General features: G+C 50.4%; 21 protein-coding genes. 15 read left to right on the top strand and 6 right to left on the bottom strand.

Annotated elements, in window-relative coordinates; all coding sequences use genetic code 11:
- The 11 genes from D0C16_RS16080 to D0C16_RS16030 all read left to right on the top strand — a co-directional run bounded on the left by D0C16_RS16080 (position 1) and on the right by D0C16_RS16030 (position 8,912).
- Positions 1-600 (top strand): DUF3261 domain-containing protein, encoded by a 600-nt coding sequence (locus D0C16_RS16080; RefSeq protein ID WP_191968514.1) that lies wholly within the window; start codon positions 1-3, stop codon positions 598-600.
- Positions 597-1,772, top strand: coding sequence for a beta-ketoacyl-ACP synthase (locus D0C16_RS16075; RefSeq protein WP_151033289.1), 1,176 nt, complete (start codon positions 597-599; stop codon positions 1,770-1,772). The genes D0C16_RS16080 and D0C16_RS16075 overlap by 4 nt, the downstream gene beginning before the upstream one ends.
- Entirely contained in the window at positions 1,753-2,241 is a 489-nt protein-coding gene (locus D0C16_RS16070) for a hotdog family protein (protein WP_151033288.1), read from the top strand. Before D0C16_RS16075 ends, D0C16_RS16070 begins: the two co-directional genes overlap by 20 nt.
- Before the next feature lie 19 nt (positions 2,242-2,260).
- Positions 2,261-2,995 carry a 3-ketoacyl-ACP reductase FabG2 gene (locus D0C16_RS16065; RefSeq protein ID WP_151034967.1) on the top strand — a complete coding sequence of 245 codons (735 nt, stop codon included), beginning with the start codon at positions 2,261-2,263 and terminating at the stop codon, positions 2,993-2,995.
- The gene (locus tag D0C16_RS16060) at positions 2,995-4,224 is read left to right on the top strand and encodes a beta-ketoacyl-ACP synthase (protein WP_151033287.1); all 1,230 of its coding nucleotides are present in this window, start codon (positions 2,995-2,997) and stop codon (positions 4,222-4,224) included. The genes D0C16_RS16065 and D0C16_RS16060 overlap by 1 nt, the downstream gene beginning before the upstream one ends.
- 168 nt (positions 4,225-4,392) lie before the next feature.
- Positions 4,393-5,535, top strand: a complete 1,143-nt coding sequence (locus D0C16_RS16055) for a homoserine O-acetyltransferase (protein ID WP_151033286.1) — start codon at positions 4,393-4,395, stop codon at positions 5,533-5,535.
- The gene (metW, locus tag D0C16_RS16050) at positions 5,535-6,122 is read left to right on the top strand and encodes a methionine biosynthesis protein MetW (protein ID WP_151033285.1); all 588 of its coding nucleotides are present in this window, start codon (positions 5,535-5,537) and stop codon (positions 6,120-6,122) included. The genes D0C16_RS16055 and metW overlap by 1 nt, the downstream gene beginning before the upstream one ends.
- 33 nt (positions 6,123-6,155) lie before the next feature.
- Positions 6,156-6,611: a DUF4426 domain-containing protein gene (locus tag D0C16_RS16045; protein ID WP_151033284.1), complete on the top strand. Its 456-nt coding sequence runs from the start codon at positions 6,156-6,158 to the stop codon at positions 6,609-6,611.
- A gap of 125 nt (positions 6,612-6,736) precedes the next feature.
- Positions 6,737-7,339: an XTP/dITP diphosphatase gene (locus D0C16_RS16040; RefSeq protein ID WP_151033283.1), complete on the top strand. Its 603-nt coding sequence runs from the start codon at positions 6,737-6,739 to the stop codon at positions 7,337-7,339.
- A 1-nt stretch (position 7,340) separates the two neighbouring features.
- Positions 7,341-8,576 carry a radical SAM family heme chaperone HemW gene (hemW, locus tag D0C16_RS16035; protein ID WP_151033282.1) on the top strand — a complete coding sequence of 412 codons (1,236 nt, stop codon included), beginning with the start codon at positions 7,341-7,343 and terminating at the stop codon, positions 8,574-8,576.
- 15 nt (positions 8,577-8,591) lie between these two features.
- Complete coding sequence (locus D0C16_RS16030; RefSeq protein WP_151033281.1) at positions 8,592-8,912, top strand: heavy metal-binding domain-containing protein; 321 nt, start codon at positions 8,592-8,594, stop codon at positions 8,910-8,912.
- Between the two features lie 63 nt (positions 8,913-8,975).
- Here D0C16_RS16030 and D0C16_RS16025 read toward each other — a convergent pair whose 3' ends face one another.
- The gene (locus tag D0C16_RS16025; RefSeq protein WP_151033280.1) at positions 8,976-9,263 is read right to left on the bottom strand and encodes a DUF1496 domain-containing protein; all 288 of its coding nucleotides are present in this window, start codon (positions 9,261-9,263) and stop codon (positions 8,976-8,978) included.
- A 143-nt stretch (positions 9,264-9,406) separates the two neighbouring features.
- On the opposite strand from D0C16_RS16025, the gene D0C16_RS16020 reads away from it, so the two are divergent.
- Positions 9,407-9,826, top strand: a complete 420-nt coding sequence (locus tag D0C16_RS16020; RefSeq protein ID WP_151033279.1) for a Dabb family protein — start codon at positions 9,407-9,409, stop codon at positions 9,824-9,826.
- Positions 9,827-9,885: 59 nt separating this feature from the next.
- Here the strand turns inward: D0C16_RS16020 and D0C16_RS16015 are convergent, their stop codons facing one another.
- Complete coding sequence (locus D0C16_RS16015; protein WP_151033278.1) at positions 9,886-10,656, bottom strand: exodeoxyribonuclease III; 771 nt, start codon at positions 10,654-10,656, stop codon at positions 9,886-9,888.
- Between the two features lie 212 nt (positions 10,657-10,868).
- Here D0C16_RS16015 and pyrE point away from each other — a divergent pair, with 212 nt between their 5' ends.
- Positions 10,869-11,516 carry an orotate phosphoribosyltransferase gene (gene pyrE / locus D0C16_RS16010; RefSeq protein ID WP_151033277.1) on the top strand — a complete coding sequence of 216 codons (648 nt, stop codon included), beginning with the start codon at positions 10,869-10,871 and terminating at the stop codon, positions 11,514-11,516.
- 24 nt (positions 11,517-11,540) lie between these two features.
- Entirely contained in the window at positions 11,541-12,158 is a 618-nt protein-coding gene (locus D0C16_RS16005) for a hypothetical protein (RefSeq protein ID WP_225318718.1), read from the top strand.
- Between the two features lie 44 nt (positions 12,159-12,202).
- Here the strand turns inward: D0C16_RS16005 and slmA are convergent, their stop codons facing one another.
- Genes slmA through coaBC form a run of 4 tightly spaced genes read right to left on the bottom strand, consistent with a single transcriptional unit; the run spans position 12,203 to position 17,566 of the window.
- A complete protein-coding gene (slmA, locus tag D0C16_RS16000; protein WP_151033275.1) occupies positions 12,203-12,814 on the bottom strand; it encodes a nucleoid occlusion factor SlmA in 612 nt (203 codons plus the stop codon).
- A 49-nt stretch (positions 12,815-12,863) separates the two neighbouring features.
- The gene (gene argB / locus D0C16_RS15995; protein ID WP_151033274.1) at positions 12,864-13,772 is read right to left on the bottom strand and encodes an acetylglutamate kinase; all 909 of its coding nucleotides are present in this window, start codon (positions 13,770-13,772) and stop codon (positions 12,864-12,866) included.
- Between the two features lie 50 nt (positions 13,773-13,822).
- Positions 13,823-16,327 (bottom strand): phosphomannomutase/phosphoglucomutase, encoded by a 2,505-nt coding sequence (locus D0C16_RS15990; protein ID WP_225318717.1) that lies wholly within the window; start codon positions 16,325-16,327, stop codon positions 13,823-13,825.
- A 33-nt stretch (positions 16,328-16,360) separates the two neighbouring features.
- Entirely contained in the window at positions 16,361-17,566 is a 1,206-nt protein-coding gene (coaBC, locus tag D0C16_RS15985; RefSeq protein WP_151033273.1) for a bifunctional phosphopantothenoylcysteine decarboxylase/phosphopantothenate--cysteine ligase CoaBC, read from the bottom strand.
- 239 nt (positions 17,567-17,805) lie between these two features.
- On the opposite strand from coaBC, the gene radC reads away from it, so the two are divergent.
- Complete coding sequence (gene radC, locus D0C16_RS15980) at positions 17,806-18,480, top strand: DNA repair protein RadC (RefSeq protein WP_151033272.1); 675 nt, start codon at positions 17,806-17,808, stop codon at positions 18,478-18,480.
- Positions 18,481-18,538 lie beyond the last annotated feature (58 nt).

Raw genomic sequence — 18,538 nt, 5'->3', positions numbered from 1 at the left:
ATGGGCAAGAAATTGCTGCTGGTGGTGGCAGCGTTGATGGCGCTGGTCGGATGTGGCCAGATGCGTGTCAGCACCTTGGAGACTTTACCCTTACCGGCCGACCAGGGTGGAAATTGCTGTTGGCAGGTTTTGCAGCAACTGGATATCGACTATCAGGCGCGCCACTACCAGCTTACTGCAGCGCTGGCGCAGTCGGGGGATGCCACCAGTTTGGTGTTACTCGATCCGCTCGGACGACGCGTTTTATCGGTCAGTAAAAAGGGCGCACAGCTAGAGATCTACAAGGCGCCGGAGTTGCCGCAAGACTTGCCGGCTCGGTTTTTACTGGCGAGCAGTTTGCTGGCCTGGTGGCCGGACCGTGATTGGCAGCAGGCGTTGCAAACTCAAACCGATTGGCAGCTGAAGTCGATTGCTGACGGGCGCCAGCTAGGGTATCGCGGTAAACCACTAGTGGAGATCACATATTCGGGAGTACCTCCTCGCATAGTTGAGCAGGGTCTGGGTGATGCGCTGCTTGGAGTTAGTAATAGGGCTCGGGTTAGGCATCTGCGTTTGCCATTGACCATAGCGGTAACCAACGTGCGGTGGACCAAGACATGACCAGCCAGTGCTATATCCATGAAGTCGCTGCTATCTGTGCACTGGGTCAGGACTTGCAATCAATCAACGACCAACTATTCAGTGTCCAAACTTCACCCTTGGTTGTCACGGACAGCTACAGCCCCGGCCGGGCGCTCCCGCTGGGTGTTGTAGAACGCATTCCCGAGCAGGCGGATACCCGTAATAATGCGTTACTGCTGTCGGCAGCGGTAAAATTAATTCCAGCGGTAGATGCCCTCAAAGCGCAATATGGCGCTCATCGTATAGGGGTCGTGCTCGGCAGCAGTACTTCAGGTATTGCAGAAGGTGAAGCCGCCATTGCCTCTCTTGTGCAAACGGGCAGCTTTCCTCCGGCGTATCACTACACCCAACAGGAAATTGCAGCGCCGTCAGAGTTTCTTGCGCGTACCTTGGGTGCGGCGGGGCCGGCCTGGACTATCTCTACGGCCTGTACATCAGGTGCCAAAGCCCTCGCCAGTGGTGCGCGTTTGTTGGCGCTGGATGTATGTGACGCGGTGATTGTGGGCGGTGCGGATAGCCTTTGCCATCTCACTGTGGAGGGTTTTTTGTCCCTGGCGGCGGTGAGCGACCAGCTTTGCAATCCGTTTAGTCAAAACCGGCGTGGCATCAACATCGGAGAAGGTGCCGCGGTAATGATTCTTACCAAGACGCCTAGCCAGATTAGATTGGTAGGTATTGGTGAAACGTCAGATGCACATCATATTTCGGCACCCGAGCCAGAGGGGCGCGGTGCTGAAGCAGCCATGCGCGCGGCACTCGCAATGGCGGCACTAGAGCCAGAGGCGGTTGGTTACATCAATTTGCATGGCACAGCAACGGAACAAAACGATCGTATGGAAAGCCTTGCGGTCGGCCGCGTCTTCGGTCCTCAGGTCGCATGTGGTTCTACCAAAGGGCTGACCGGTCATACGTTAGGAGCCGCCGGTGCACTTGAGGCCGTTTTCTGTCTGTTGGCGCTAAAGCGGGCAGACGGCACCTTGCCCCGTCAGCTCTGGGATGGTGTAAACGACCCTGAACTGGCCCCGTTGGAAAACCTGGGTGCACCTAAAGTTAATCAGCCGTTGCGCTATGCAATGAGCAATTCTTTTGCGTTTGGCGGCAATAACATTTCACTGATACTGGAGTTATGTGATGGCCAACCAAGCCGCTGAATATCCACTTTTTTCGTTTGATTCTGTTGTGCCCCATCAGGGCGCAATGGTGCTTTTGGATCACATTGATACCTGGGACGACGAGGCCCTGCAGGCGAGCGTGACGATTCGCCCTGATGCTCCCTTTGTGGATGAGCAGGGTCTACCCGCTTGGGTTGGGATTGAGTTAATGGCACAGACCATTGGCGCTTTGGGTGGATGCCGTGCCCGCCGCGCCGGGTTTCCAGTCAAAATTGGTTTTCTAGTGGGCAGTCGCCGCTACACGGCAAGTCATGGCTATTTCCCGCTGGGTAGCAAGTTACAGGTTAGTGTCAGGGAATTGATACGCGGTGAGAATGGGCTCAGCGTCTTCGAATGTGAGCTTAAGGGCATGGGCAGCTATTCCCATGTTTCTGCCAGTGCCAATATCAACGTATTTCAGCCTGAAGATCCGGAACAGTTTCTTGCGTCTGGCGCTACCGAACAATAAAGAGTTTCAAACTATGTCGATGAATAATGAATCCCTGAGTGTGTTAGTGACTGGGTCCAGCCGTGGTATCGGCAAGGCGATAGCATTGGCTCTCGCACAGCAGGGTTATGATCTGGTATTGCACTGTCGCGCTCAGCGCGAACAGGCAGAATCAGTGGCCAGTGAAATTGTTGCGCTCGGCGGCAACGCGCGCATTGTGCAATTTGATGTTGCTGACCGCGCACAGGTAAAAGCGGTGTTAGAAGCGGATATGGAGGCACACGGCGCCTATTACGGTGTGGTTTGTAACGCCGGTATTGCGCGCGATAACGCCTTTCCAGCTATGTCCGGAGAGGAGTGGGATGCTGTGATTCATACCAATCTGGACAGTTTCTACAATGTTTTAAATCCCGTCATTATGCCGATGGTTCGCCGTCGGGCAGCGGGGCGCATTGTGACGCTGGCGTCGGTATCCGGGTTGATTGGCAACCGTGGGCAAACCAACTACAGCGCGGCCAAAGCCGGTATTATCGCCGCCAGTAAATCTCTGGCGATTGAATTGGCCAAGCGTGATATCACGGTGAACTGTGTAGCTCCCGGCCTGATTGAAACCGAGATGGTCGATGAGGCGCTGGTTGAAGAAGCCCTCAAAATGATCCCAGCCCGCCGGGTTGGCAAACCTGAAGAAGTGGCTGCATTGGTTAAATTTTTAATGAGTAGTGAGGCGGCCTACATCACCCGTCAGGTGATTTCGGTCAATGGAGGCCTGTGTTAATGAAGCGCGTTGTAATAACTGGTATGGCCGGAATTTCCCCGATTGGCTCGACCTGGGAGCAAATTAAAGCCAACTTGCGCGACGGTAAAACGGGCATTTGTACCATGCATGAGTGGGATAAGTATGCCGATCTCAATACCCGATTGGGGGCTCCGGTCACGGATTTTGAGAAACCTGAACATTTCAATCGCAAGCTGACTCGCAGTATGGGGCGTGTCGCGCTGATGGCGACTGCTGCCACCGAGCTCGCCCTTGCCGACGCTGGCTTGTTAGGCGATCCCTGTATTCAGGATGGTCGTATGGGCGTCAGTTATGGTTCTTCTGCCGGTAGCCCCGATGCTATCGCTGATTTTGGCCATATGTTGTTGAACGGTGATTCAAGTGGGCTGAACGCCAATTCCTATCTAAAGATGATGGGTCACACCACAGCAGTGAACATTGGTGTTTTCTTTCAGCTGAAAGGCCGGGTTATCACTACCTCCAGCGCTTGCACCTCAGGGAGCCAAGGGTTGGGCTACGCCTACGAAGCCATCAAGTTTGGGAAGCAAAAGTTGATGGTTGCGGGCGGGGCGGAAGAGCTCTGTGCGTCTGAAGCAGCAGTATTCGATACCTTGTTTGCAACAAGTACCCGCAACGACACCCCTTCATCTTCACCGCGCCCCTTTGACACCGATCGCGATGGATTGGTCATTGGCGAGGGCGCTGGCACTCTGATTCTCGAGGAGCTGGAGCATGCGCAGGCGCGCGGCGCGCGAATCTATGCAGAAATTATCGGGTTCGGTACTAACTCGGACGGCGCTCATGTCACCCAGCCGCAGTCAGAAACTATGCGCTTGGCAATGGAGATGGCCTTGGCGGATGCGAACATTAGCCCCGACGAGGTTGGTTATATCAGCGCCCACGGTACTGCGACGGACCGCGGCGATATTGCTGAAAGTCAGGCGACCTACAAACTGTTTGGTAGCAATACCCCAATTAGCGCATTTAAAAGCTTCACCGGCCACACGCTGGGAGCATGTGGCGCGCTGGAGGCTTGGGTCAGTATCGCGATGATGCACGATGGCTGGTTTCACGGCACGGCGAATCTACACCAGCCGGATCCGGATTGCGCGCCGCTAGATTACCTTACGGGCAGCGGGCGTGAGTTTGAGACCGATATAGTGATGAGCAATAACTTTGCCTTTGGTGGGATTAATACGTCATTGATTTTTAAGCGCTGGCAGGACTGATTTTTAGCGAATTCAGAGCGTTAAAATAACGGGCCGCATTGGCCCGTTTTTTTATCTGCCGCCCCTTCCACAGTGAATCACAAGCTAATCTTGCAGGCTAATGCCGGTCTCTTTAGACTGGCGCCACTTTGAATCACACCGGCTTCACGCCAGTATTAAGAGATTGCCATGCCCAACCAATTACCCGCTGACTCGGTGGGTCTTGTTACGCCACAGACGCATCATTTCACTCAGCCGTTGCTGCTCGCCTGCGGCAAAACGCTGGATGAATACGATCTGGTCTACGAAACCTACGGCCAGCTCAACGCAACCAAGTCCAACGCAGTGTTAATTTGCCATGCGCTGTCAGGCCATCACCATGCGGCGGGCTATCACAGCATGGACGACAAGCGCCCAGGCTGGTGGGATGCCTATATCGGCCCGGGCAAACCCATCGATACCAACAAATTTTTTGTGGTGGCACTAAATAATCTCGGCGGCTGTCATGGCTCTACGGGGCCTCGTTCCATCAATCTGGCGACCGGCAAACCCTGGGGCGCCGATTTTCCCATGGTGCGCGTGCGCGATTGGGTGGCAAGCCAGGCGCGCTTGGCGGATGTACTGGGCATTGATGTTTGGGCGGCGATTATCGGGGGCAGTCTTGGCGGAATGCAGGTGATGCGCTGGGCGCTGGATTATCCGCAGCGTGTGCGCCATGCCGTCGTCATCGCTTCTGCGATGAAACTATCTGCACAAAATATTGCGTTTAATGAGGCCGCGCGCAAGGCGATTGTCAGTGACCCGAATTTTTTTGATGGTGATTATCAGGCGCATAACGCTATCCCCAAGAATGGTTTGGCGGTGGCGCGCATGATTGGCCACATCACTTACCTGTCGGATTTTGCGATGGGCGAAAAATTTGGGCGCGATTTGCGCAGTGGCAGTTTTGAATTGGGTACCGATGAGCCGGTGGAATTCCAGATTGAAAGCTACCTGCGCTACCAGGGCGACAGCTTTGCCAACAGCTTCGATGCCAACTCCTACATTCGCATCACCAAAGCGCTGGATTATTTTGATCTCGCACGTGAGTTCAATGACGATCCAGTTATTGCCTTCCAACAAACACGGGCAAAATTTCTGGTGATTTCTTTTAGTACCGACTGGCGTTTTGCCCCCGAGCGTTCGCGCGAAATTGTGAATGCATTGGTTGGTGCTAACCGTGCAGTGACTTATGCAGAAATTGAATCCAAACACGGTCACGATGCCTTCTTACTACCCGACGAGCGCTATCAACAAGTCTTCGGTCGATACCTTGCGGGAGTGACAGTCTGATGCGTATTGATTTAAATGAAATCCAACATTGGATTACGCAAAGCAGCCGCATACTCGATTTGGGGTGTGGCGATGGCACATTGCTAAAATTTTTGATCGACACCAAACAAGTGCAAGGGTACGGGCTGGAGATCGATGCTGCGCAGATCAATCTATGCATCGACAAAGGATTGAACGTAATCGAACAAAACCTCGATCGTGGTCTGGGTAATTTTGCCGATAAAAGTTTTGATACAGTGATAATGACCCAAGCGCTGCAAACCCTGCACTTTCCTCATCTGGTATTGGATGAAATGCTGCGGGTCGGCAAAGAATGTATTGTGACTTTCCCGAACTTTGGCCACTGGAAAGCGCGCTTTTATCTCGCAACGCGCGGGCGTATGCCGGTGTCGGATTTGCTGCCTTACGAGTGGTACAATACCCCTAACATTCACTTCTGTACGTTTAAGGATTTTGAAGTGCTCTGCCGTGAGCGCAACATCAAAGTTATCAACCGCCAGGTAGTGAATGAACAATCTGGCCAGACCTTAAAAGACCTAATGCCCAATCTGTTTGGTGAAACAGCGATTTACCACCTCAGTAAATAACAGCAAGCCGTTATTAATTTCCGGAGCATGATTATGAAATGGTTAATTCAAAGTATTTTTTTAAGCCTTATAGCAGTAATGGCCCAGGCGCAAGTTGATCAACCTAAAGAAATCAAAACCAGCGAAACATTTGGTGAATACACCGTACATTACAATGTGTTTCACAGTACCGATATCCCGGCCAAGGTTGCTGAAACTTACAAGCTGGTACGCGGCAAAGATCGCGCGCTGGTGAATGTCAGCCTCACTAAAACTGAAAATGGTCAAACCAGTTTGGGTTTGCCTGCTACCGTCACCGGCAACACTAAAAATTTAATGCAACAGCAACAATCGCTGAGTTTTATTGAAATTAAAGAAGGCGATGCCACTTACTACCTGGCGCCGTTTGTGTTTAACAACGAAGAAGTGTTGCACTTCAATGTCGATGTGGCGCAGGGTGATACCAAGCCGTTAAGTGTTACGTTTAACCGCACGCTTTATACCGAGTAAATTACCGCCGGATTACGTGCTTGAAGAAAGGCGCCAGCGGGCGCCTTTTGTATCTGTAAACAATGCGTTTTTTGTCGATAAGGCAAAAGTATCCGCATTACCAAATTCTATCAGGTAATGAGTTAATGAAAAAAATCGTATTGGCTAGCGGCAATAAAGGAAAACTGCGTGAGTTTCAGGATTTGCTTGGCGGCTGCGGCTTCGAGGTGGTACCGCAATCAGAATTTTTTAGCGAAAACGCGGAAGAAACCGGTTTGACCTTTGTTGAAAATGCCATCCTTAAAGCACGCTATGCCTGCGCGAAAACCGGCTTGCCGGCGCTGGCAGATGACTCGGGTATTGAAGTGGATGCGCTTAATGGGCGCCCGGGAATTTATTCCGCGCGCTATGCGGGTGACGGTGCAAATGATGAAAAAAATAATCAGAAATTATTGCTGGAATTAAACGATATTCCCGTTAAGCAGCGCACCGCACGCTACCACGCGGTACTGGCATTTATGCGGCATGCCGAAGATCCAACCCCGATTTTGTGCCACGGAGTCTGGGAAGGTGTAATTCTTTCCGAGCCACGCGGCCTAGGTGGTTTTGGCTACGATCCTTTATTTTTTGTGCCCACGCACAATTGTGCGTCGGCGGAATTAAGTAAAGATGAGAAAAACCGTATCAGTCATCGCGGCAAAGCCATGCAGGAGTTGCTGCAAAAATTATCGGCTCTGGTGAGCAAATAAAATGGTTTTGCAATTGCCGCCACAAGGGCTTCAATTACCACCGCTTGCGCTGCAATTACCACCGCTTGCGCTCTATATCCATGTGCCGTGGTGTATTCGCAAGTGCCCCTATTGCGACTTTAATTCCCATCAGGCCAATAATGATATTCCTGAAGCCGAGTACGTAAATGCGCTGCGGTTTGACTTGCAGCAGGATCAAGTACTGGCGCAGGGGCGCAAGCTCACCAGTATTTTTTTTGGTGGCGGCACACCGAGCATGTTATCGGCGCAGGCAATCGGGCAGATACTTAACGACGCGGAAAAAATTATTGGTTTTGAAACAGATATTGAAATAACACTGGAAGCGAATCCTGGCACCTTTGAGCAGGAGAAATTTTCCGGCTTTCGCGTAGCGGGTGTCAACCGTCTATCTATTGGTATTCAAAGTTTTAACGATCAGCAATTAACGTTGTTGGGCCGTGTGCATGGTCGCGACGAAGCCCTGCGTGCTGTAGGTGTAGCGCGCAATGCCGGATTCGATAACCTGAATCTGGATTTGATGCACGGTTTGCCGGAGCAATCGGTGGATGCAGCTAAAGCAGATTTACAACAGGCGATTGACCTGGGGCCGGAACATCTCTCCTGGTATCAACTCACGATTGAACAGAACACCGCATTTTATTCAGCACCACCGGTGCTGCCGGAAGAAGAAATTCTGGCCGATATTCAGGATGCCGGTATAGAGCTACTCGCTGACGCCGGTTACGAACAATACGAAATTTCTGCTTACGCACGTGCGCAAAAGCGCGCGCGCCATAATATAAATTATTGGGAGTTTGGCGATTATCTTGGAGTCGGTGCCGGTGCACACGGGAAGATTACATTTCCGGCGGATAATAAAATTATGCGTTTGTGGAAAACCCGGTTACCAAAGCACTATCTGGAGGCGGCGCAGAGCCAAAAAATTTCCACCAATTTACAAGGGCACCAAAATGTTTTTGGCGGAGGCAGCGATTTGTTGACCACTGACGCGTTGCCGCTGGAGTTTATGATGAATGCTCTGCGCTTAAATGATGGTGTTGCAAAAGAGTATTTTGCGCAGCGTACCGGCCAGGATTGGTCGCTGCTGGCGGATAGTTGGCGGGCGTTGGAAGGGCAGGGTTTGGTCGAAAATGTTGATGGTAATATACGACCAACGCTATTAGGTCGTCGCTTTTTAAATCGCGTATTGCAAGCCTTTATTCACGAAGCTGGTTAATCAAAGGAGACTGTTATGTTACTGACGACTACCCCGAGTGTAGAAGGAAAACACATCACCATGTACTGCGGTGTGGTAGCAGGTGAAGCAATTTTGGGTGCAAACCTATTCAAGGATTTATTCGCCGGTATTCGCGATCTGGTAGGTGGGCGTTCCGGAACCTATGAGCGCGAATTGCAAAGAGCGCGTGAGATTGCGCTGCAGGAATTGCAAGATCGCGCGCGTGAGCTGGGTGCCAATGCGGTGGTGGGCATAGATTTGGATTACGAAGTAATAGGTCAGAATGGCAGTATGTTGATGGTGTCGGCAAGTGGTACTGCCGTGGTGATTGGTTAGTGATTTATGACAAACCTGCGAAGAAGTTATCGCAGGTTTGTTTAACGCACACCAAATAAAAACTCAGGGAACAGTGACGAGCGCATTGTCCTTGATATGTAATTCAACCCAGACCAATTCAGTGTGGGCGGAGAGATCTTTTCCATAGGCTTTTACACAGCGGTAATATCTTCCTTCTTGTTCGATAACAGCTCCCAAGGGGCTGGCTTCATTGTTCAGTATGCAGAGTTTGCCCTCTTTCACCTGCTGGGCAATTTCTTCTTTGCTCAAGGCATGGTCATGACCTTCGTGCGCGAGAGCACTGGTGCCTATTGCCAGGCCGAGACTGGCGATGATGATGGTTGATTTCATGGAGTTTCTCTCACAGGGTTATATTTTTATTCAGCGGTGCGAGAGTAACAGAGTTAAATCTGTCTGGGTAATCTTAGGTAAAGCCGTTTGCCAGTTGATCTGCTTACGGTGTTTTATCTGATTTTTATTTCAGGAGCTGATCAATGTCCGATACTAGTCGTCGCGACTTTCTCACCACCACTGCCATTGCCGGCGCTGCGTTGGTAGCGGGAGACGCGCTTGCCAAACCTGCAACAGGAACCACAGCAATGCCAACATTGTTACATCACGTTTTTTTCTGGCTGAAGAATCCGGATTCAGCGGCTGATCGCGAGAAATTAATAGCGGGAGTTAAATCCCTGGCTGCCATTGAAACAGTACGCAGTATTCATGTGGGGGTACCAGCATCGACGGAGAAACGTGAGGTAATCGATAATTCCTATCACGTCTCTGAACTCCTGGGATTTGATGATGTTGCCGGGCAGGATGCCTACCAGGTGCATCCACTGCATAAAAAATTTGTGGAAGAGCATCAGCATCTGTGGAGCAAGGTCGTGGTTTACGACGCGCTGGAAGTGAAGTGACTTGCTGTTAATGGCCAATAAAAAACCCGCTGCACGAGCGGGTTTTTTATTGGGATCTATTACAGCTCAATGTCGTAATCGATAATGACCGGCATATGGCTGGAGAACTGCTGGGTTTTATAGATAGTGGCGTATTCTACTTTAGGTCCCAGACTATTGGACACTACCTGGAAATCGGTGCGCCAGCCGTCGCCATCTCCTTTCAGGCCGTTGGGCCACCAGCTGTATTCATCGCCATCTTTGTTCACTTTGCGGAATGCATCTACATAACCGATCTGGTTAAATAGTTGGCTGAGCCACTGGCGCTCGTGCGGCAAAAAGCCCGAGTTGTGTTGGTTTGTAGCACTATTGCTGACATCTTTGGGGGTATGAGCCATCTGCCAGTTGCCACAGAAAATGTATTCGCGACGCTTGCGGGTGATCTTATCCAGATGGGCCTGGAAATCGTCAAAGAATTTTATTTTGACTTCCTGGGATTCCAATTCGGAGCTAGCACTGGGAGCCAGTAATGAGCCTACGCTCAATTGCTCGAAATCTACCTGAAGGTAGCGGCCTTCCATATCGACGCCGGAAGCAAAGCCGAGCCCATAAATCAAGGCTTTAGGTTGTAAACGGGTATAGATGGCGACACCATTATAGTGCTTGGTGCCTGAGTCGAAAAAATAGGCGTTGTAGCCCTTGAGTTCAAACTCGGGTTTTTCAAGCTCACGCTCTAGTGCGCGAAGATCCTGTAAACAGATAAAATCTGCATCCTGATTCGCGAGCCAGGTGAATAGGCCGCGCTGCGCCGCCTGAAAAATACCATCGACGCTAAGACTGATAACTCTCATGTTAGCCCCTTGATTACGGACTGTGTATCATACCCGAGCTTTGTGTGATTGTGTTACCGTCACCGCTGGGTTTTTTGTGGTAGGCGTTACTTTTTTTCACATCCTTAACATTTGGATGGCTGCTGTGGCCCAAATGCGGGTCCGGCTCATAGGCCAAACCTCGTTGTAGTTATTCTGTCACCTAAAACTTAGTTCATAGTCGGATACTTTGCATGGAAAAATACCAATTTGACTTCATTCAGCTGGCGCTTAAACATCAGGCGTTATGCTTTGGTGAATTCGTTCTCAAATCCGGGCGTACCAGTCCATATTTCTTCAACGCGGGTCGCTTTCAGACCGGCAGCGCTCTGGCGGATCTGGGTCGTTTTTATGCGGCCGCAATCACTGCATCCGGCGTAGACTTCGATATAGTGTTCGGCCCAGCCTACAAAGGAATTCCGTTGGCGGCGACGACTGCGGTGGCGTTGGCAGATCATTACCAGCGCGACTTGCCCTATTGCTACAACCGCAAGGAGGCTAAAGATCACGGTGAAGGCGGTACCTTGGTAGGAGCGCCGTTACAGGGGAAAGTTCTGATCGTAGACGATGTGATTACCGCCGGTACGGCAGTACGTGAAGTTATGGCTATTATCGACCAGGCGGGCGCCAAGCCAGCGGCGGTGTTAATTGGTCTGAATCGAATGGAAAAAGGCCAGGGGCAGGTATCCGCGATTCAGGAGGTCGAGCAGACATTTGGCATTCCTGTAATCAGCATTATCAATTTGAATCACATTGTTGCGTATCTGGAGGGTCAGGCAGGCCAAGAGGCGATGGTAGAAAAAATCAAACAATACCGTACGACCTACGGGGTAGAGTTGTAACTTTAGATGAGGCACCTAAATCCAATGCGTAACCTGTTGGGTATTGTAATTACTTGCTGCTCGCTGTTACTGGGCAGCATTTCAATGGCTGCTACAGAGGCTAACAGCAAGGTTATTTATCGCTATAAAAACAAGGATGGAGTGACTGTTCTGGATAGTAAAATTCCCCCGGAATATGTCAGTGATGGCTATGAGATAGTCTCGCGTTCCGGGAAAGTATTGAAAGTTATTCCTCCTGCCCCTAAAGGGCCGGAGGCAGAGCGGCTGCGCAAGGAAAAATTAAAGCGCGAAGAGCAAGCCCGAGAGGATTTGCAATTGCGTCGCGCCTACAGCAATGTGGCAGACATAGATGCGGCCAAGTCTCGTAATCTGGAGAGTTTACGTGGCAACATCAGTATTTTGCAGGCTAATTTGGTGTCGGCGCGCAAACGCTTGCAAGAGTATCAAGCTCAGGCAGCAGCAGTAGAGCGCGGTGGTCGTCAACTATCTGATGAGCTACTGAAAAATATTAATAATTTGGTGCAGGAAGAAAAAGATATCCAGGCGCAAATCAAACAGCGCGAACAGGAACACAAGGATGTCGCGGAAAAATTCGATCGCGATAAAAACCGCTTTATAGAAATTAGTAAAAAATCACCCTAGTTGAAGGTGATTCAAATAGAAAAACCGATACCGGTTTGTTGTTTTTATTCGAATACCGGCAAGGTATTGGGAACAAGAAAACTTTGAGCCAGTAATTGCCACTGTTCTTGCCAATGAGTGGTCGGTAGGCGGCGAAATTCCGAGCGGACAAATTCTGCGATTCGTCCATCAACCAATGCAATTAACAAGTTGGCGGCGGCGGCGACAGGTAACTGAGGGTGAAGTCCTTCGCGTAATTCAGCTTCGCGCAAAATTTGTTTTAACTGGGTTTCGATGCGATCAAATAATTGCCCGATACGCAAGCGTAGTCTCTCGGTCTCCCCCGTTAAGGCATCACCGGTCAGTAAGCGCGTAAGACCTGGATTGCGCTCGGCAAAACCAAGCAGCAGTGCAAGGATCTTTTCACAGCGTTTGAGCGCAGACTTTTCTTCCGCCAGGATTAGTGTAATGCGCGAAAAAATAGTTTCTTCAATGAACTCAATCAAACCCTCGAACATTTTGGACTTGCTGGGGAAGTGGCGATAGAGTGCTGCTTCTGACACTCCGACTTCTTTAGCCAAGGCAGACGTTGTAATTCGTTCGCCGGGGCTTGCCTCAAGCATGCGCGCCAGACACTCCAGAATTTGCTGCTTGCGCGATGTTTTTTGGGTTTTCATGCCGCCTCCATTCGCGCCGCAGCAACATAGAGTTGCTGCGGCAACTTAATTAGTTATTACGTGGCTTATTGGTAATTAATGTGCCCACACCAGCATCGGTAAAAATTTCCAACAGTACCGCGTGATCTACGCGACCATCAATAATGTGAGCGCTGGTCACACCACCTTTAACTGCGTCCAACGCGCAGGCAATTTTGGGCAACATGCCGCCATAGATGGTGCCGTCTGCAATCAAACCATCCACTTGCTCGGTGCTCAAACCGGTCAGTACATTACCTTGCTTGTCTTGCAAGCCGGAAACATTGGTCAGTAACATTAATTTTTCTGCACGCAGGAATTCAGCAATTTTTCCGGCAACCAAATCGGCATTGATATTGTAGGATGCGCCATCTTCACCCACGCCAATCGGCGCGATAACCGGGATAAAATCACTATTGATCAACATGTCGATAACTGAGGTATTTACATTTTCTACTTCACCGACATGACCTATATCGAGAATTTCTGGTGCGAGCATCTCTGGTGTTTTGTGGGTGACAGTTAATTTTTTCGCGCGAATCAATTGTCCATCTTTACCGGTTAAACCAATTGCCTGACCGCCGTTACGGTTAATCAGGCTGACGATTTGTTTATTGACGGTGCCGCCCAATACCATTTCTACCACATCCATGGTTGCACTATCGGTTACGCGCATACCATTGATGAATTCGGATTTAATATTGAGCTTTTCCAGCAGACTGCCAATTTGCGGGCCGCCGCCATGTACCACTACGGGGTTCATACCAACCAGTTTCATCAGTACGATGTCGCGTGCAAAACTATTTTGCAGTTCTTCCCCTTCCATCGCATTGCCACCAAATTTAACCACGACGGTTTTTCCGGTGAAACGTTGGATGTAAGGCAATGCTTCAGTGAGTACATTGGCAATATTCATTGCCGATTCGCGATTAAGTGACATAACTAATTAGTCCTGTGAACAATAAAAAATAATTAATAATCAAAGTGAAACTAAAACGGAATTGCGAGGGCTTTATCCACTTTTAGTAATTCGCGTTTAAAGATTTGCTGGATCTTTTCCAATGCTTCGGGCGATTCAGCTTCAAAACGCAGAGTCAGTGCGGGCGATGTGTTAGAGGCGCGCACCAGTCCCCAGCCCTTGGTGTAATCTACGCGCAAGCCATCAATAGCGGTGATTGTGCCATTGGCAAAATCACCTGACTCGGTAATTTTGCTAATGAGCTCAAACTTCTCCTGCTCGGATACAGCAACTTTCAATTCTGGTGTTGAATAAAGTTGCGGGAAGGCGGCAAAAATATCGTCAATATTTTGGTCGCGCAACGTGATAATTTCCAGCAAACGCGCCATGGCATAAATGCCGTCATCAAAGCCGTACCAACGGTCTTTGATAAAAATATGACCTGAATATTCGCCACCAATCAATGCCTGGGTTTCCTCCATTTTGGCTTTCATGGGCGAGTGTCCCGTTTTCCACATAATTGGTCGACCGCCGTAACTACTGATTACTTGATTTAACTGGCGCGAGCATTTTACATCGAATAACACATCAGCACCCGGGTGGCGGGCGAGTACGTCCTTGGCAAATAACATCAACAATCGATCAGGCCAGATAATATCGCCTTTGGGTGTTACCACCACCAGTCGATCACCGTCACCGTCGAACGCAACACCTATATCGGCGTTGGTTTCCCGTACTTTTTCAATGAGTGCAGTGAGATTTTTTTCATGGGTTGGGTCTGGTTCATGATTGGGAAATTCCCCGTCCAGATCACAAAACAACGGAATTACATCGCAACCCAATTCTTCAAATAATTGCGGTGCAACCACACCGGGAACCGCGTTCCCTGCATCTACCACCAGAGTCACATTGCTGGCCAACGCAACATCGGAAAATATACGGTCGATATAGTCGGGAATAATGGCGCGCGGAATTTCTTCACCCAGCCCCTGGTGAAAGCGCTGACCAATAATGCGAGCACGTAATTCAGTAACAGCATCATCGGCGAGCGCGCGATTGTTGATGACGACTTTAAAACCATTGTATTCCTTGGGGTTGTGGCTGGCCGTTACCATGATGCCGCTATTAGTATCTTCAAAATTAAAAGTAGAAAAATACATAAGCGGAGTAGGTACTACGCCGATATTAATAACGTTACAACCAGTGCGTAGGACACCTTTGATTAACGCATCGGTAAGTGATTCACTGTGAGTGCGCCCATCGCGGGCGACCACAATGTTACGTTCGCCCTGATCGATTGCTTCGCTGCCGACCGCCTGACCAATTAATTGCGCCAGCTCGGGTGTAATTTGACTGCCAACTAAGCCGCGAATATCGTAGGAGCGAAAAATCTCTGCGGGGATATTGGTTTCGTTGATCTTATTGCGTGGATTGGCCGCTGACTTTTTACCCGAGGCTTGATCTAAACCAAGAATGTTTTCATCTTCGCCAATCATCGCTATATCGAGAATATCCTGTTTCTGGAAGAGTGGATCTGCGGGGGTATTTTCGTCTGCAATGGCTTGCTTATTTGCCTTGGCAAGTTCGGGAAGTAGTGGGGATGTTTCAAGCTCGCCTATTTCTCTGCGAACAAGCACTTTGCTCAATAACCATATTATTGCAAGGCTTGCGGCGGCTATTAGACTAACAATAAGTATCCAGAGTGTTGGCGATTCTTGTGCGGCGTCGACCAGTGCTTCAGACGGAGTAAATTTTATTTGCAGATGGCTGCCTGCAACACTGGCTTGCATGTTGGTTCCCGCAGCACCGGCGCCAAGCTTTTTTAATACTTGTGGTTGGCTTCCGTTAAATTGTTGCAGTAACACGTACTCACCCAGAGTTGCATCTGCGGTAGAAAATATTTTGAATACCTCCTCCGGATTGAGTGTAATCATAAGTGTACCTAGTGGGTCACTTTGCGGGTCGGTCGGTATGGGGCGAATCCAGTATAAAAATTGACGATCACCTATAGTGGCAAGCTCGGGTAATATGGTCTTTCGCTGTTCGGCGCGCTGAATTAAATCAAGCTCGGCAAAGCGCAAGGGAAATTCGCTTTCACGCTCCAAAGCGGCGGTGCCAATCGGCGTCAGGCGTAGGTGTAAGGCAAGGAGGATTTTTGCTTGCCAAGCCTGCTCAGTTTGTCGGCGCAATTCCGGTTCGGCGGCTGGGTCGAGTGCATTGACAAATGCGGCATCACTTGCTAGTTGATTAATGAATTTATCTTGCGCAGAAAAATATTTTTCCAAGGCGAGTCTGCGTTCATTAACTTTCTCTTGCGTTAATCCGGCAAGATTCTCTTCCGCCTGTTTAATTACCAAATTCTGATAGAGCACATAGGCGATTACCCCATTGATAAGCAGGCCTATGCCCAGCAAGATCAACAAGATTTTTTGTTGCATAGCTGCTTTGCGTTTGGCTGCTTCCAGCGCGCGCTGTGCTGTGCGTGAAAGGTGTGTGCCTGCTTCAGGTTTTGCAAGGAGCGGATCTTTGGGGTTCACTCGTCTACCTTCCCATTGTTCTCTGTTGCGTGCTTATCGTTGTGGTGCCAGTTTTTGTGCAAAACAGGCAATGAGTTCGCGCGCAAGTTGTTGTTTGCTGCGCTGGCTAATGTCGGTGCTGGAATGCTTATCGATAAGTGTGACGGCGTTATCGTCGCTGTTAAAACCTATGTTGCTTGCGGCAATATTATTGGCGACTACCAAATCAAGATTTTTGCGTTCCAGTTTAGTCCGGGCATAGTCGATCAGTTTTTCAGACTCGGCCGCGAAACCCACGGTTAAGGGTTTCGGTGTGAGCGCAGCGACACTCGCAACTATGTCGGGATTTTTTATCAAGTGTAGGGTGATGTCATCGTCATCACCCTTTTTCATTTTTTGGGTGGCCACTTCTATCGGACGGTAATCAGCTACCGCGGCGGCGGCGATAAACAGATCGCAATCCAGTGCCTCGGCCATGCTGGCGTTGTACATCTCTTCAGCCGTGATCACATCAATACAGCGCGCGCGCGCGGGCTTTGCCAATTGCGTCGGGCCGCTGATTAATACGGTTTGTGCGCCTGCTTCAATTGCTGCCTGGACTAACGCATAACCCATCTTGCCTGAGCTGTGGTTGCTGATGTAGCGAACCGGGTCTATGGCTTCGCGGGTAGGGCCGGCGGTAATGACGACTTTTTTGCCGGCAAGACTGCCAGTGGCGAATAGACGTGCAGCCATATCAACAATTTGTAAGGGTTCCAGCATACGCCCCGGGCCAATATCACCGCAGGCCTGGCCTCCATCAGCGGGGCCGAAAATATGGATTTTGCGATCGATAAGGATATCGAGATTGGCTTGCGTTGCCGCATTGCGCCACATGCCCTGGTTCATCGCGGGTGCCAAGGCGATAGGGGCGGCGGTGGCCAGACAGATGCTGGTTAGCAAATCATTACCCAGCCCCTGGCTCAAGCGCGCCATAAAATCAGCCGTTGCGGGGGCGATCAGTAGCAGGTCGGCCCAACGCGCCAATTGGATATGACCCATGCCCGCTTCTGCTTCCGGATCTAATAGTTGAGTGTGTACTGGATGGCCTGATAGTGCCTGCATAGTTAGCGGAGTAATAAATTCCTGCGCGGCAGGGGTCATCACCACCTGCACGCTGGCACCTGCGTCTTGCAGGCGGCGCACCAGGTCGGCACTTTTATAGGCGGCGATGCCACCGGTGACGCCGAGCAGAATCTGTTTATTGGCCAATGAACTCATGGATAAGGCAGCCCCGGGGAAAAAGTGGACAGCTAGAGAACAACCTTAGCTGAAAGTACGTAATTGGCCACTAACGGCCACGGCCTTGCCGGGCTTGGAGCCCAAGCAGCGCGATGCTTGACGAACGGCCGCTAAGATACCATTCTTGGCGGCATTTTCGCATCTGCTGCCCCAACCCGGTATAACAGGCGAACAGGGATTGATTAATGTGTTCTTTTATTCAAAAAGGAGTTTTCGTGATGTCTATTGCTGATTGGCCTGAGGCCGAACGTCCGCGTGAAAAATTACTGGCACTTGGCCCGCGCGCGCTATCCGACGCTGAATTACTGGCGATCTTCTTGCGAATCGGTGTCGCCGGCAAATCGGCGGTAGATCTGGCGCGCGATCTCTTGCAACACTATGGGGGGTTGCGCCCTCTACTCGAGGCAACCCAGGTCGATTTTTGCAAAGGACTGGGGTTGGGCAATGCAAAATATGCTCAGCTGCAGGCGGTGTTGGAGATGGCTCGCCGTCATCTGTCGGCAACAATGAAAGCGGGTGATTTGCTCTCCAGCCCAGAGCTGGTGCGACAATACCTGAGCGCCCAGTTGCGCCATCAACCGAGAGAAGTCTTTGCGGTCTTGTTCCTCGACAATCAGAATCGACTGATTACTTACGAAGAGTTATTTTTCGGCACTATCGATGGTGCAGCTGTCTATCCGCGCGAGGTGGTACGGCGGGCTATGACTCACAACGCCGCTGCCTTGATTCTCGCTCACAATCATCCAAGTGGTATTGCGGAACCGAGTCAGGCGGATCAACGGATTACGCAAAGGCTGCAAGCGGCGTTGGAGCTGATTGACGTGCGGATACTGGATCACATGGTGGTAGGCGACCTGGAAGTGGTGTCCTTTGCCGAGCGCGGCCTGATTTAAACGAATCGAGGCTCAAAAAATAACCTTTTCGTTGCTATTGGGGCCGGCTTTTGGTATA

This window comes from Cellvibrio sp. KY-GH-1, from assembly GCF_008806975.1.
Classification (GTDB): Bacteria; Pseudomonadota; Gammaproteobacteria; order Pseudomonadales; family Cellvibrionaceae; genus Cellvibrio.
Note: the sequence above shows the minus strand (reverse complement) of the source record. Positions and strands in the feature narration are given on the sequence as shown.